Origin of the sequence: Paludisphaera mucosa (genome assembly GCF_029589435.1) — a bacterium.
Taxonomy (GTDB): domain Bacteria; phylum Planctomycetota; class Planctomycetia; order Isosphaerales; family Isosphaeraceae; genus Paludisphaera; species Paludisphaera mucosa.
Map to the genome: position 1 here is coordinate 301,761 of NZ_JARRAG010000001.1, position 15,466 is coordinate 317,226.

10 protein-coding genes are annotated in these 15,466 nt (G+C 68.9%); 4 read left to right on the plus strand and 6 right to left on the minus strand.

Features of this window, described 5'->3' with window-relative positions; translation table 11 throughout:
- Positions 1–99 precede the first annotated feature (99 nt).
- Entirely contained in the window at positions 100–789 is a 690-nt protein-coding gene (locus tag PZE19_RS01270; RefSeq protein WP_277858770.1) for an ABC transporter ATP-binding protein, read from the plus strand.
- A 15-nt stretch (positions 790–804) separates the two neighbouring features.
- The gene (locus tag PZE19_RS01275) at positions 805–2,349 is read left to right on the plus strand and encodes an ABC transporter permease (RefSeq protein ID WP_277858771.1); all 1,545 of its coding nucleotides are present in this window, start codon (positions 805–807) and stop codon (positions 2,347–2,349) included.
- Between the two features lie 18 nt (positions 2,350–2,367).
- On the opposite strand, the gene PZE19_RS01280 is transcribed toward PZE19_RS01275, so the two are convergent.
- The 5 genes from PZE19_RS01280 to PZE19_RS01300 form a co-directional block, all read right to left on the minus strand.
- On the minus strand, positions 2,368–4,377 hold the full coding sequence (locus tag PZE19_RS01280) for a redoxin domain-containing protein (protein ID WP_277858772.1): 2,010 nt from the start codon (positions 4,375–4,377) through the stop codon (positions 2,368–2,370).
- 510 nt (positions 4,378–4,887) lie between these two features.
- Positions 4,888–5,565, minus strand: coding sequence for a hypothetical protein (locus PZE19_RS01285; protein ID WP_277858773.1), 678 nt, complete (start codon positions 5,563–5,565; stop codon positions 4,888–4,890).
- 50 nt (positions 5,566–5,615) lie between these two features.
- The gene (locus PZE19_RS01290) at positions 5,616–6,128 is read right to left on the minus strand and encodes an SCO family protein (protein ID WP_277858774.1); all 513 of its coding nucleotides are present in this window, start codon (positions 6,126–6,128) and stop codon (positions 5,616–5,618) included.
- 95 nt (positions 6,129–6,223) lie between these two features.
- Positions 6,224–7,369, minus strand: coding sequence for a multicopper oxidase domain-containing protein (locus tag PZE19_RS01295; RefSeq protein WP_277858775.1), 1,146 nt, complete (start codon positions 7,367–7,369; stop codon positions 6,224–6,226).
- 111 nt (positions 7,370–7,480) lie between these two features.
- Positions 7,481–8,212 (minus strand): multicopper oxidase domain-containing protein, encoded by a 732-nt coding sequence (locus tag PZE19_RS01300; RefSeq protein ID WP_277858776.1) that lies wholly within the window; start codon positions 8,210–8,212, stop codon positions 7,481–7,483.
- Between the two features lie 998 nt (positions 8,213–9,210).
- Here PZE19_RS01300 and PZE19_RS01305 point away from each other — a divergent pair.
- On the plus strand, positions 9,211–10,281 hold the full coding sequence (locus PZE19_RS01305) for a hypothetical protein (protein ID WP_277858777.1): 1,071 nt from the start codon (positions 9,211–9,213) through the stop codon (positions 10,279–10,281).
- 21 nt (positions 10,282–10,302) lie between these two features.
- On the opposite strand, the gene PZE19_RS01310 is transcribed toward PZE19_RS01305, so the two are convergent.
- Positions 10,303–14,367 carry a hypothetical protein gene (locus PZE19_RS01310; RefSeq protein WP_277858778.1) on the minus strand — a complete coding sequence of 1,355 codons (4,065 nt, stop codon included), beginning with the start codon at positions 14,365–14,367 and terminating at the stop codon, positions 10,303–10,305.
- 482 nt (positions 14,368–14,849) lie between these two features.
- Between PZE19_RS01310 and PZE19_RS01315 the strand changes: the two genes are divergently transcribed.
- Positions 14,850–15,440: a hypothetical protein gene (locus PZE19_RS01315; RefSeq protein WP_277858779.1), complete on the plus strand. Its 591-nt coding sequence runs from the start codon at positions 14,850–14,852 to the stop codon at positions 15,438–15,440.
- Positions 15,441–15,466 lie beyond the last annotated feature (26 nt).

A 15,466-nucleotide genomic window follows, 5' to 3' on the forward strand; every position in this document is an offset into this window, starting at 1 on the left:
GGCGATCGACATGTGTAGGATGGCCCGTGTCGCAGGGCCGTCGGGCGGGCGGATCGGGGTCGGAAAGCGTCGCGACCGGATCGCGAAGGAGGGGGCGGGGTGACGATCCGGGCCGTCGACGTGCGGAAGGCGTACGGGGCCAAGGGCGCCCTGGTCGAGGCGTTGCGCGGGGTTTCGATCGAGGTCGCCGGCGGCGAACGGGTGGCCCTGCTGGGCAAGTCGGGGTCGGGGAAGTCGACGTTGTTGAACTTGCTGGGCGGGCTCGACCGGCCCAGTTCGGGCGGACTGCACGTCGGCGGGAGCGACCTCCACCGGCTCTCGGGGCGCGAGATGGCCCGGTTCCGCTCGACGACCGTAGGGTTCGTCTTCCAGTCGTTCAACCTGATCGCGTCGAGGACGGCCGTCGAGAACGTCGAACTGCCGATGGTCTTCACGGGCCGACCGCGGCGTGAACGGCTGGCCGCCGCCCGAGGGGCTCTGGAAAGCGTGGGGCTCGGGGCGCGGCTGGATCACCGGCCGGATCAGCTGAGCGGCGGCGAGAGCCAGCGGGTCGCCGTCGCACGGGCGCTGGTCAACCGCCCCCGAGTCGTCCTGGCCGACGAACCGACCGGCAACCTCGACAGCCAGACGGCCCGCCAGGTGATGGCCCTGATCCTCGACCACGTCCGGGAGCACGCGGCCACCCTCGTCCTCGTCACGCACGACGAGGAGTTGGCCGCGGCCTGCACGGATCGGGTCGTCCGGCTGGTCGACGGACGCATCGCATCCGGTGCGTTGGATCGGGAGTAGATGGAGGATCGCGGCTTGCACTGGATCGACCTGCTCCGACTGCCCCTGGCCTCGCTCGGCCATCAAAAGTTGCGCACCTGCCTGACGACCATGGGGGTCGTCTTCGGCGCGTTCGTGCTCGCCGCCAGCCTGTCGATCGACGAGGGCGTCCAGCGCACGATCGAGCGCGAGTCGAGCAAGGGGGACGTCGCGCGGAAGGTGACGGTCTATCCCGGGTGGCGGTCGCCGGAGAACGAGAAGGCGGACGAAGTGAAGGTCGACGGGCGGATGGCCGCCGATCGCCGCGAGCGTATCCGGAAGGTCCTTGCGGATCGCGCCCGACGGGGCGATTCGCCCCGTTGGCAGGTCGCCCTGGGCCCGGATCGACTGGAAACGCTCTCGAAGATCCCTCACGTCCGGCAGATGATCCCGATCGTCGGCGGCGCGGTCGTCGCGACCCTGGGCAACCGGCCCGAAGGCGCGAGCGTCTCGTCGGGCGCGGGGGAGGACCCCGAGTTCCGCAAGCGGGTCGTCGTCGGTCGGCCGTTCGAGTCGGACGACGAGCGCTCGGTCCTGCTCTCCGAGATGTTCGCCTACCGGATCGGACTGATCGACGACGAGGATCTCGTCCAGGTCGTCGGCAAGCCCCTGCGTCTCGAAATCCGAGGCCGGGAGGACGGTCCCAGCTTCGACGTCTCCCTGGCCGACCGGTCGAACGCCGGCGGCGGCCGGGACGAGCAGTCGGCCCTCAGGCAGCTCGCCTGGCAACTCCCGGGATCGCTCGAAAGCTTCAGCCTGACCGGCGAGGAGATCTCGGCCCTGAAAAAGGCGGTCCGGCCGGAGCCGACGAGGATCGACCCGAGCGTCGTCGTCGACGATTTCCGGGTCGTCGGGATCTTCCGCGATTTGACCGACGAGGAGCAGAAGGAAGCCTGGAGCCAGTTTCCGGCCCACTCGGACCTGGTCCTGCCGCGGCGGACCGCCGTCGAGCTGGCCTTTCGCGACCCGGGCCGTCGCGAGCAGGGGCTCGACCATGCCGTCCTCTTCGTCGACGACCTGAAGAACGTCAAGCAGGTCGTCGACGCGGTCGAGGCCATGGGCCTGGGGAGCCGGTCGATCGTCGAGTTTCTCGATCGCGAGCGGCTGACCTATCTGCTCGTATTCGGCGGGATGACCTGCGTGGCCGGGGTGGCCCTCCTCGTCGCATCCCTCGGCATCGCCAACACGATGCTGATGAGCGTGCTCGAACGGCGCCGCGAGATCGGCGTCATGAAGGCGGTAGGCGCGGCGAACTGGCAGCTCCAGGCCGTCTTCGTCATCGAGGGGGCCCTGATCGGCCTGACCGGCGGCGTACTCGGCCTGCTCCTGGCCTGGTCGATCTCATTCCCGGGCGACGCCTGGGTCCGCTCGATGGTCCATCAGGACATGAAGATCCACCTGACGGGCTCGATCTTCGCCTTCCCCGGCTGGATCGGCGCGACGGTCGTCCTCTGCACCGTCGGCGTGACGATCGTCGCGGCGTTCTACCCGGCCCGGCGGGCCGCGAAGGTGGACCCCGTCGCGGCGCTCCGGCATGACTGATCATCGACCCGACCCGGCTCAGGGCAGGCGGATCAGGCTGTTGCTGAAGAAGCCGGCCGACTCGGGGTTGCCCGGGTCTTCGCGGAAGGTCTCCCCGTCGATGAGGAACTTGTACTCGTGCGACCCGGGGCCGAGAACGACCGTCGTCGAGTAGGCCCCTCGGGCGTCGGGCCCGGTCATGGGGCGAGGATGTTCCTTCCAATCGGTGAACGTGCCGACCAGCGCGACCGACCTCGCCGGCCCGGCGGGGCTGTGGCGGAACGTGACCTCGTACCGGCCATCCCCCAGTCGCTTCGAGGCGGGCGCGCCGAGGGCGAGGTCCTGGTCCGCGAGGGCGAAGTTGACGTAGCCGACGTGCATCTCGTCCCACGTCTGCTCGCCGAAGGTGACGGCCCGCCTCGGGTCCGGGTTGTTCGGGTTCTCGGCCGAGTTGTCGAACCGGGCCTCGGTGTGGAGGATCGTCCCCTCGGGCATCGGCAGGGGCCGGTCGAGGACGTAGAGGTTCTGCCAGTCGAACTCGTACCGGGGGACGTCGAGGACGACCTCGCGGCGGCCGTCGGGATACTCGGCGACGAACCTCATCGACTTGCCCCTCAAGTGCATGTGCGGCAAGAGCGAGAGGAGCGACGAGGGCCGCGCGAACCGGAAGTCGGCCCGCGAGACGTAGTCGCGCGCACCCGGCGGGATCTGGAGGCGCAGGTTGAGCGCCATGCCCGACATCAACTCCTTGCGGACCGTCGTCGGGTCGGCGAAGACGAGGCCGATCCGGCTCCGGTCCACTTGCTTGGTCCCCCGAGGAGTGTAGTGGAGTTGGAGCGCGATCCTCGATCCGGCCGGGACGCGCTTGGCCACGCCGTCGGGCAGCATGCGGGGGGGCATCCCGGGGGCGTAGGCGGCGAGGAAGTCGCCCCCGGCCTCGTCGATCTTTTCGACGCCGGGCGGCAGGACGAAGACGACGACATGATGGACGACGGCCGTGTTGCCCGGCCGGACCTGCGAGGCCCGGACCCAGGCGTCTTTCGTGAGCTTCGGGTCGATCTCGACGATCTGATAAGGCATCGAGCCCTCGGCCGGGATCTCGACCTCGCGGGGCATCTCCAGGACGAGGTCGGGCCGCGGGATCTGCCAACCCTCGACGAACCGGGGGGGCGGCGGGAGGTCGGCCGGATCCCCCTCGGGCGATCCGGCCTCGACCCAGTCCCGGACGGCCCTCTTCTCGTCGGCCGAGAGCCGGGCGTCGTTGGCGAACTCGCCGTGCTCGGGCGAAGCGTGCCAGGGGGGCATCCGGCCCTCGTCGACGACCTCGGCGATCATGCTCGACCAGCCGGCCGCCTGGCGGTAGTCCGTCAAGGAGAACGGGGCGATCTCGCCCTGCCGGTGGCAGGCGACGCAGCGCGACTGCAGGATGCGGGAGATCTCTCTCGCGTACGTCGCCTTGCCGTCCTTCGCGGGCTTGGTCGTCCGGCCGATCCTGCAGCCGACCGCGTCCGTCCTCGGCGTCGCGACCGGCCGCCCGGCCAGGACCGCTTCGAGGGCGTCGACCAGATCGCGCCGGGTGGGCGACGATCGATGGACGCCGATGGCGTACTGGTCGTCGATCCGCCCCCTGTAGACGACGGCCCGCGACCCGTCCAGGACGAACACCTCGGGCGTCCGCTCGGCCCCGAGGCGATCGGCGAGGGTGTTGCCGACGTCCTTGAGGATCGGGAACGGCAGGCCGTGCTCCTCGGCGAACCGGCCGATCGCGACCGGCCCGTCCTGCTGGTTGGCGTCGACGCCGAAGAAGCCGACGCCTCGCCCCTCGAAATCGCGGGCGGCCGCGGCCAGCCTCGGGGCGTACGCCGCGGCCAGGGGGCACTCGGCCCCGAGGAAGGCCAGGACGACGACCTTCCGGTCGCGGGCCTCGTCGAGCGTATGCCAGGCTCCCCGGTGGTCCTGGAGCCGGAAGGCGACGGGCGACTCCGCCGGATCTCCCGCCCCGGTCAGGCCGACCAGCGCCACGACCCCGAACAATCCGGCGACGCCCATCGTCCGGCCCTCCAATTTCAAGACCCGATGCCCGAATCCCGGATCGAAAATACCACAGTTGTCCGAGAGATTCCACGAACCGGGTCCGGATGAGGTCATGCCGACGTCGACCGGGGCCTTCGGCGCTTTCGTCGACCAGTCGCCGACGCCCTTTACGCAGGTCGTCCGCGGTGTAACGGCCGCCGAGAAAACGTGGCGCGGGCCGGCGGCCGACGGTCGGACAGAAAACGTGGCGCCCATGGCCTCACTCACGGCCTCGGGACCAGGATGGGGGTCTCGCTGACCCCATCGAGGTCCCACCGCCGTGAGGTTTATGGGTGTACACCGACCTGGAGAACTGGGCCGAGATCCGCCGCCGCGTCCTCGTCGACGGCCTCAGCGAGCGCGCCGCCTGCCGTGGGTATGAGATCCGCTGGGACACGCTCCAGAAGATCCTCGCCCACCCCGAGCCGCCCGGCTGCCGCCGCGAGGCGCCACGCCCCAGGCCCAAGCTCGAGGCGTTCCTGCCCGTCATCCTCCAGATCCTCGAGGACGACAAGAAGGCCCCTCGGCGTCCTCCTCGTCGGCGCCAGGACGCGGGCGAGGGGGCGTCGCGCGGGCGTGCTTGCGCGGCAGGTAGAGCTTGCCGAGGTCCGCGATGACCTCGGTCGCCTTCTCCTTCGCGGGATACGGGAGCCGAGTCTCGCCGAATTCCAGGGGGTGGTCCTTGTCCAGCTTGTACGGGTCCCAGGCCACGTAGGGGATGCGGGTGGTGTGGCCGTCGCGGGCGTCGGCGCCGAAGCGGTAGTGGCACGAGGCGCAGGCGGTGCCGACGTACCGGCCGCCCTCGCGGCGGAAGTCGCTGCCGGCCGGCATCTCCCCGAAGAAGGCCTTGCCGAGGGCCTCGGCGGCCTCCACGTCGGCGATGAACTCGGCGAGGTCGGGCCTGCGGAGGGCCTTGCCGCCCGGGAGCTTGCGCGCCGGGTCGGGCTCCGCGACCGTCGTCACGTAGGGGTTCTGGAGCTTCCTGGGATCCCAGTCGTCGAGCAGGTCCTGCACGCGGCGCAGCAGCGCCGCGTCCTCGTGGCCGACGAGGTGGACGGCCGACGGGGGCGGTTCCGAGCGGACGTCGTCGGCCGCCCGGGCCGGGGCGGCGGGCAGGGCGAGCGCGATCCCGGCGAAGATCGTTCGGAGACGGGAAGCGACCATGAGTTGGGTCCCTGCGACGTTCGGCCGATCGCCGAGGCGCGGTTGGGGGATCAGGCCCGAATGCCGTAGCGTTGCTCGAAGGTGAAGCCGGACACGCGGCGGATCGTCTCGATCAGGAGCGCCGGGCGGAGCGAGGCCGGCAGGGCCGACCACCGGTCGCTCGTCGAGTTGCCGAACAGGAGCAGCTCGCCGTGCTGGGTCACGTCGGCGTCGATGCGGGGGTCCAGGTCGTAGAAGCCCAGGCTCCGCCGCAGCCGCTCGACGCTGGCCGGGCGCCCGGTGACGAACTGCCAGTCGCACAGCTCGGGCCGCCGCCGGCCGGCGCCGTAGATCGTCGCGCATCTCTGCAGCGCCGCCGGCGAGTCGTCGCGGGGCTCCAGCGTGATGGACACGATCGTCAGGCGTTCGCCGAAGACCGGGCCCAGCGCCTCCCGCAGCCCGCGGAGCGCGGCACTGGCGCCGGGGCACGTCCCCTTGCAGACCGTGAACATCATGTTGACGATCAGCGCCCGGCCGTCGAGGAACGCTTCGCGGAACCGCAGGCGTTCGCCGAAGTGGTTCACCAGCGGCGCGTCCTCGAACCCGTCGAACCGCCGCCCCTCGCGGGGGGCGGGCGGGCCGTCGCCGAGCGTCGCCAGGTATCCTGCCAGTCTCGCGATTATGGGGCCTGCCTCTGACGCGATGGGGGGATCGGTGGACGGGCCGGCGTCAGCGGGGCTTCGCGGGCTCGCGGGGCCGGGGCGGGATCTGGTCGTCCCCGGCGTCGCGGACGGGCGTCCTGGGGACGGCGGCGTACTCCCGTGGCAATTCGCCGACCCTTCACCTCCCCGGGCGGGTGATACGTCACGTCCCGGCCCTGCGTCCGCGCGTCGGGGGCGACGTTGGCGGACCGGCGGGGCCATTCGTGGGTCGGGTCGTCGGGCCGGGGCACGGGCTCGAAGTTGTTCATCATGCGCATGTCCTCGTGCTCCAGGTTGTGGCAGTGGAACACGAACGGGCCGTTCCAGGTGCGGAAACGCATGCGTATGCGGGCCACCGTGTTCGGCCCGAGGATCTGCGTATCGTGCAGCCCGAACTGGTCGAACTCGTCCATATGGCCGAGCACCTGCACGAGGTTCGCCAGCCGCGGGGGAGCAGGGGGGGCCTGCAAGTCCACAATCGCGTCGGCGGCGAAATCCTTCACGTAGCCGACGATCTGATGGCTCTCCAGGTGGATGTGGATCGGGTGCCACCAGCCGCCCCCGCCGTTGCGCAGGACCCATTCCTCGGCCGTTCCCAGGGTGGGCGTCGCGTTGGCGATCGTGGGGTCGTAGAAGCGGCCGTTGATCTGCCATGCCCCCTTGCCGCGATGGAAGAAGAACTCGCGGACGGCCTGGATCTCGTCGTCGTGGATCGGCTCGTGGCGGTTCAGGACCGTCCCGTGCTCGACGGTCGCGTCGTCCTTCGCCAAGATGGGCGGGCCCTGTACGACGATCTTCATCAGGCCGATGGGCCGGGCCAGCTCAGCGACCTGCGAGGCGGGAACCTTGCCGTCCGGCGTGGCCACGGTGTCGAAAGGCAGCGGCGGCACGCGGGGGTCGCCGCCGTCGTCCAGCTTGATCTTCGGCCCCCGGCCGTCGGCCTGGGGCATCGTGTTGACCAGATAGAAGACGGCCTCCTCGCCCGGCTTCAGGTCGGGCGCCAGCTTCTGGAAGTCGACGGCGACGTCGGCCCGGTTGGCCATCGCGATCAGGAGGCTCTTGCGCTCGGCCGCTCGGTTCCAGAGCCACGAGTCCTTACCGATCCGCAGGAACGGCTTGGCCATCTCGTCATACGACTTCGGCCGGCGGGCGGCCCCCTCGGCGTCGGCGGCGTCCGCCGCGCCGCCCCCTGCCCGAAGCCGGAAGAAGTCGACCTCGGACAGGATGCGCAGGCGCTAGATCCGCGCGTTCGATCCGTCCAGGAAGCGGAATCGGTATTTCCGGTTCCAGACGTTCAAATAGGGACACGCCACGCCGTTGAGGAAAAGCGTGTCGCCCAGGTAGCCGTTGTGCCCGACGGCGTCGAAGGAAATCTGTCCGGTCGCCGGGTCGATCACCTTGTCCTGGAGGACGATTGGGATGTCGTACGGATTGCGATGATGCAAGCCGGGGTGGTCGAGGTGGTCGAGCGTCGAGTCGTGGACGACGCAAGGACGCTCGGGATCCTTGCACGAATCCGGGCCGAGGCCGGGCAGGACCCTGTCATAAATCAGCCTCAATTCCGGCTCGCCGAAGCAGGGGGCCAGCCCCGCGAGGCCCTTGGATACGTTATAGCCGGTGCGGTCCATGCCGCGGTCGTGGTACCACATCGTCGACTGGCTCTCGCCGACGTCGGGGATGTAACAGGCCTTCGTCGTCTTGACCGGCACGTCGTTGCCGGTGTGCACCGTGCCGTCTGCACCGGCGGCCAGGCCGGCGTCCTTGTCGACCTTCATCTGCGGCAGGATGTTCGGGTAGAAGTAGTCACGCGACTTTCCCTGGAGGACGTAGGACGACGGGAAGCCGTCGCTGTGCGACGGGCTGTGCGCCCCGTGAAGGCGGACGGAGACCTCCGTCTCCAGGTGGTTCTGGAAGCGGACGATCACGGGCTGGCCGAGCCTCATCTTGAGCGTCGGGCCGGGCATCATCCCCGCGTAGCCGTATACCCTCGCCTCGAACGCGCCGGGGATCAGCGGGACCTTCCCCTCGACGATAGGGATTATAGCATTTGATCGGCAGGCCGCCCCAGTTCGCGATCGCCTCGCCGCCGTCGTGCGCCGAGCCCGAGCCGAAGGCCGCGACTTTCGCGTCCCGGGCCTCCTTTCCCCGTCTTCTGGGAGCTGCACCCGAACTCGCTCCAGTGCTCGGGGCCTCGACCCACTCGCGGGCCACGCCGTCAAAGACGTCGCCGATCGGCACCGGGTCGTCCGGCCCGAAGGGGGCTGCGCCGGGCTCCGTCAATTCCTGGTACGACCCGACCGCCACGGGCCGGGGGACCAGCGGGCGCGCCAGCGGCCTGCGGAAGGCCCAGGGCGGCAATACGTCCTGCTTGGCCTTGTCGAACCGGGCGGTCGGATCGTCGTAGGGGCCGACCCCTGCCGGCGCTGGGGCGGCCTCCTGGGCCGCGGCCGTGCCGGCCGCCAGCGACGCGGTCGCCGCCTTCAGCAAGTCTCTGCGGTTGATCATGGTGGAACCATCAGGGTGGCGTAACGGGAGGTCCGATCGCTCGGGCGGCCGCCGGGCGACTCGAACGCTCGCATCAACGGAACACGGCATTCGTACGTTATTAAGTTAAATGGTCCGTCTAAGATCTGGTAATTAAGACTAATAAGCTATTAAATTAACACTTTGAAATTAAGGAAGGCTCGGCCATGTTGCCGGCAGGGCCCACCGCACTCGGCGGTCGCACGCAGATCCCCATCGTCCGCGGCTCAAGCGCCCGGCCGGGGACCGGGACGTCCTCCGGCGGCGTGCATCGCCCCGGCAGGCCCCCGTGCGCCGCTGAAGAACGCACGCGGATGACTCGCACGCCGTCTCGGCGCGGACCTCCAACGGATCAAGCATTCCGGTTCTTTCTTGACTTCCTCCGCCCATGATTGAAACTTGGTTATCTGGGGTGGATAGATCGACTCATTCGAGGTGCATCATGGCGTCGAGGAATCGAGAGTCGGGGTTCGGCCGCGAATTGACGGGATGGCTCGCGCTCGGCCTGGCGATTGGCGGCGTCGCCTCGCCGGCCCGGGCGGACGACCCGAAGCCCTGCCCGATGGAAGCGGCTCCGGCGTATCAGGACGCCACGCCGGGCGGATACGCCATCGACCCGATCTCGCAGACCTTGACGGTGAATTACAGCCTTTCTGAGCCGAAGAGGACGAACGGCCGGTTCAGCATCCGTGCCGAGAGGATCAAGGACGAGAAGCTGGTCGTCAAGTTCGACCCCCCGGACGGATACGTGTTGTCCGACAAGTTGCAGATCAGGATCGCGGTGAACTACGGGGCGAATGGCATGCAGATCGGGCTAAGCCCGATCGACGCCGAATGGAACTTCAAAGATTCGGTCTTCATCGTGAGCCAGGCGGAACTTCAGGAGCTATCGAATCAGCTCGTCCCGATCCTCAACGACAACACGCCCGGGTTCGACTCGGATACGCCCGTGACCGTCAATGGTCCCGCCACCCTGACGGCGACGCCGGTGCTCAATATCGCGGGGGGCTCGTCGAAGTCCGTCCCGGTCGCGGGCCTGCTGAACGTGGCGTTCGAGCAGGTCGTCCATCCTCCGTCGGCCGCCGCTGCCACCCCGCCGCCCCCGGTGCCCGGCCAGGCGGCCGCCCCGGCTTCTCAGCCTGCCGGTGAGACCGCGCCGGCGCAACCCACGACCCCCGCGACGACCTACCAGCAGCAGTACAAGCAGGTGACCGAGTACCTCACGCAGCAGGTCGCCGTGCCGATTACGGGCTCGGCTCAGGACCAGCCCCAGATCGAGTACCGCACCCAGACCGTGCCGGTCACGCGCACGGTGATCGAGAGCGTCCCCGTCACGACGACCCAGACGCAGGACAGGTCTGTCGCGGGTCCGTTTCCGGCGGCTGAGAGCGCCCCGGCTGCGATGGTGCCCATCGCCGAGCCTCTCCCGTCACGGCCCGCCACGCGGGATATGAGTGCGAGCTGGCGTCGCATCCCCCGGTCGTATCTGAAGGGCCAGGCGACGGGCCGGTGATCGTCGCCCGACTTCTCCAGATCAATCGCCCCGACCGAAGAGGCGAGAGGGGTGGAAGCGCGACTTCTTCTCGTGCTTCTTGTCCCCCTTCGGGGACGTGACCACGATCGACTGCGGCGGCGGGTTGACGATGATGGCGGGGACCGCGACGGCCTGGGCCGGCGGAGCCGGCGGCGGAATCGTCGGGCCCGGAGTGGGGGCGGCCGTAGGGGAGGCCGCCGCCGGGAGGGGGGCGACGGCCTGTCCCGTCAGCATCTGGACCACCCGCGCCGCCTGCGTCGCGTCGGTCGGGATGGCCGAGGGAAACGGGATGGCGGGGAGCGAGGGGGGTGTCAGGAGCGCCGGGGCCTGTGAGGCGAGGGACGCCAGCACCACTTCCGGCCCCTCCGGGGACCGTACGCCCGGGGCCGCCGAGGCCGAGTCGTCGGGAGCCGCGACGCCGGGCAGGGCGTTCCGGCCGGTCGCCTGGAGGAACAGGTTGACCTGGAGCTTCTTGGGCAGGGTCTTCGACTTGGTCTCCACCCGATAGCCCATCGTCGCGGTCGGGGCGTACGGCAGGACCTCCACGGTCATCGCCACGGACGCTGGCAGCGGGTTCCCGTCGCCATACATCTGCTGGAGCCTCCGGAGCACGCCGACGGTCAGAGAGCGGGCGTCCACCTTGTAATCGCCGGTGGTCCCGGAATCGGCGTCCGTCGTGACGCTGAGCAGCTTCCCCTCGACGACTCCGGTGAACCGGGCCCGCAGCGAGCGCGGGGCCAGGCCCGTCGAATTGGTCCAGGTGATCCCCAGCGACTCGCCGGGATCGCTCGTCGCGATCAGCCGGGGGTCTTCGCCGTCGGGCTTGATCCACTGGTAGAAGACGTCCAGCTTCGGCTTGTCGCCGGCGAGGTCGTAGGCCGGATCGGCCGCCGCAGGCGTCGCCGGGGCTGCGGACTTGAACGGGATCAGCACGCGGTTGCTGATGCCGTTGGGCGTGGCGACGTAGATCTCAAGATACTGCTTCGCCGGATTCTCCTTCGTCGTCGTGGCCAGGGCTCCCGATGGGATCTGGATGCGGATCACCTCGCGGCTGAGGACGTCCATCGTGCCCACGCCCGACGCGGGGACGACGGGCGGGGCGCCCGCCGTGGCGCTGGTCTCGGTCGTGGTGGAGCCGGACCTGGTGCTGAGGTCGGCCGACTGGACCAGCCGGCCGCCGGCGATCACCTTTGTGTCCAGGATGTTGAAGTATTTGCCGTAAAGGAAGACTTCCGCGGACTGGTTCGGATCGTACTGGTCGATCCCCTCGAAGCCGGAGAGTTCGGGCACGAGCGCCGTGGCGCCTTCGCTGAAGAGCTCGTAGCCGTCGGCCGTGTTCTCGAACGGCACCTGGACGACCTTGGACTGCATCGGCAGCATGCCTTCGAGTTGCCCCAGCTTGCTCTGGAGGACGCGCAGGTCGTCCCCGCGATAACGCTGGAGGCTGCAGCCGTCGACGACGGCCTGTCGAAGTTCCTGTACGCGACGACCCTGCTCCAGGGCACGGCCGGTGTGGAAGATCAGGTGCTCGGGGTCGTGCAGCTTGTACCAGTTGCCGGCCACGTTGATGCGCATCGTGGGGAGGAACGTGGGGAGGAGGACGATGGCCGTCAGCTCGCGGATCCCCGGCTCCAGCTTGCTGTGCCGGATCCCGTAGTCGGGCCCGGGGCCGCCGCCGACGAGCTGGCTGGCGATCACGCCGATGTTGGTCCGCTGGTTGGGCGGGTTCTGGAAACGCGGCGAGAACCGGAAGCCGAAGGCGTCGTTGCCGTGGGCGTAGGCCGACACCGTGCGGTTCAGCGCGATCGTGTCCGACTGCTGCTCGAGCTGACGCCGGAACGTGTTGACCTGGTTGAAGCTCACCTGGCCGGTCGCGAAGGAGTAGGCCAGCGCGAGCTGGAGGTCGCGCTTGAGGTTGAACGAGTCGGCGATGTTCTGCTGGTCGGAGACGGGGTCGAGCGCGAACGTGACGATCGGCCATCGGGCCTTCACGTAGTCGTTGAAGACCGACTTGGCCACGTCGTTGGGAACCTCGCGCGGCAGGTAGAACCGGACCTCGTCCACCATCTCGTCCGGTATCCCCTTGTCGCGGAAGACCCGGTGGATGTCGCGGTGGAAGGCCCTGTCGAGCAGCGCCGCGTCCACGGCCGCGGCCCAGCAATAGGCGGCCGTCGTCTTCCCCTTGATATTGTCTCGCAACTCCACCAGGCGGTCGGTCAGTTTCTGGTTAAGGCCGGTGAGGGTGCTCCAAGCTTCCGGCGGCTCCTTGAACTGGCGTCGTTGCAGGGCGGCGAAGATCTCGTCCATCATCTCGACGTCGCCCAGGGGGGGGACGCCCTTGTCTGGACCCGTGCTGCGGGCCAGGACGTAATAGGCGTAGGTCAGCGACTGCCGGAGGTACGCGCGGACGTCGGTCGAGCGGATCGTGGCGGTCACCCTCGCGTCGTAGACGTCCTTCGCCATCGCGTAGATGTTCTCGGCGCCGAAGAAGAAGAGCAGCTCGCGGCTGGTCAACGGGTAGATCTGCTTGGGGTTGCGCGAGTTCGGCAGGTTGGCGCCGAGCCGCGCGAGGAATTCGGGATCGCCGAGCTCCTCGCTCATCTTGGCGACGCTCCGGGCCAGATCCAGCCGACCGTCCGTTTTCGGTATCGGGTCGTAGAGGACCTTCACCAGGACGGCCACGTCATCCGGCAGCGCGAACTCGAAGAGGCGGCTGAGCATCCCGCGTACGTTGAGGTCCAGGCAGTTCGCGGAGCCCGTCTCGGGGTCGAACGAGACCTGGGTCAGAGAATGGCTGAGAACCTCTTCCAGGTGGCGATGGAGAGACTCCTCAAGGCGGTTCGGCAGGCGATAGCCCTGCTTCACCCGCTGGGCTTCGCGCTCGAGTTCTTCGATGGCCGTCGAGACCTGGGAGCCCTTGACACCGCTCAGGCCTCTTTGCGCCTTCCAGGCCTCGGTCACCGTCAAGATCCGCTCGGAAAGCAGGTGATTGAGGGTAACCTGGCTTCCCACGTAAATGGGGATCGGGTCAGCGCGCAGGATGAACGTCATCAGCGGATCGACGGCCTTCTCCTGGAAGTTCTTCCGGACGAGTTCGCAAGCCCCCGGCTGCGGCGGGGCCGCGTAGAATGCCCTGGCGTTGGTCGCGAGATCGCTGTTGAAGTTCTCCACGAGGTTATCGATCAGGCCGGCCCGTACGACGTTCTGGTCGGCGCGATCGGCGAACTTCTTCAACGCGTCGAGCTGCCCCGTCCGCAGGATCTCGTAGATGAACGGCCCGAGGACGTCCACCAGGTCGTTGACGACGAGGTTCTGGAAGGTGGCCGGCAGCAGGTCCGGGGTGAGTTCGTGCTCCATCGTCACGGAGAGGTCGGCGCCGTGGCCCTGGTAGGTGCACTCGCCGGGAGTGAGCGAGACGGGCATCCGGATCAGGTAGAGGCCGTAGCCGGACGAGTCGTTCTGGTCCGGGCCCAGGCTGATCCGGCGGATCTCGTTCAGGTGTTCGAGGAACCGTCGCTTTTCATCCAGGTAGACGGTCGGCTCGACGCCGAGGCCGGCGATCTTCTGATTGCCCGTATTCAGCCCGATCGTGCCGAAGGCGGTCTGCGAATTCGTCAGCGACGAGCCGGCGCCCATGTTGGCGGGCGTCGTGTTCACAGACGTCCCGGAGGTGAGGGCGGCCCCCAGGGTGGTCGTCTGGGTGGTCGTGGCCGCGTCGAGGCGGTTGATCCGCGCGGCGAGGACCAGCTGGAACTGGTCGAGGTCCTTCTGAAACTCCCGGTCGAAGTCGATCCGGAATCGGGTGAGTCGCGCCTGGCTGAAGACGTCGGGCTGCTTGATGACGACGAGGCCGTCGTCGCGGAGCTGCTCGGCCAGGAAGTCGAGCCGCTTGCAGAGCTCGGCGACGGTCAGCGGGCGGGAGGGGTCGAAGCGGAACGGATTGACGCGCTCGACCAGGCCGTCGGGGCCGGTCAGGTGCTGGGCCCGGACGTCGCGGGCGGCGCCCGCGACGATCGCCATCAAGAGACCCGCGCCGCCGCGGACCATCCAACGCCTGAGGTCCATCTTCTTCCTCCAAGAGGCCACGGACCTTGAGTCCGCGGCCGACTCGACCGGGCGACCCAATCAAGCCCTTCCGCCGGCGGAGAGTCTCCGCGCCGCTTGCCTGATATCGGTGCGATCGATTGTTTTGGTCCATAAATTCGGGATTATCGGCGAGATCGTCGCGACCGCTCCCCAGGCCCGGCCCGCGTCGGCGCGTCCAAGTCGTTGCGGATCATGCGGATCGGACAAGGAAAGTTCCTGGACTTGGGAGGCTTATCCCTCGGGTGAACTCGGATCCGGCGCGACATCGCCCGGCCCGGCGACGCTTTCGGCCCCCGGGCCGGCGCACAATCGGACGACGCGGCACGACCGGAGCGACGTGGGGCTTCGCGTGAAAAAGGGCTCGCGAGACGTCGAGGGTTGATACGAAAACTGCTGGTACATTCGCGATCGACGCGAACCGCTGGCCGACGACGCCGGGATCACAAGGAGGAGATCCGCTCATGAAGGGGAAGCATCGGTTCAAGCCAGGCGTGGTGGACGCCCTGGAAGAGCGGCTGACGCTCAATGGGGCGAAGACGACGCTCTACGCCTCCCCCATCCTGGAAGGGCTGCGGCCTCGGTCGCGCGAGTTGAGCCGGGCGACCACGACGCTGACCGCGCAGGTGAACCAGGCGTTCGACTCGTTCCAGGCCGATTACGCCCAGGCGCGGGGCACGTACTTCGCCTCGCTCCAGGCCGACCCCGCGTCGGCCGAGACGGCCCACACGGCGTTCCTGGCGTACACGTCCCAGCGGACCTCGCTCCTGTCACAGCAGCTCGCGGGCGGCTTCATCCAGACGCCGACCGGCGGCTCCGGCAGGTCCGGGCCCTCGGCGTCGCTGCGGGCGCTCCTCTCCTCGAAGATCGGCTCCAACCAGAGCGGGTCGCTGCTGAAGTCGCTCACCGACACCACGCCGACCGCGATCGCCTCCGCGCCGACGATCACGCTCTACACGCTGGGCCAGGACAACGCGATCGCCTCCGCACGGACCGCCATCCTCAACTCCGTCAGCGTCGTCCGCGCCGGCGGCCTCGGCGCGCGAGCCCACTGACCCCCCACGCCAGGACCCCTAGGTAC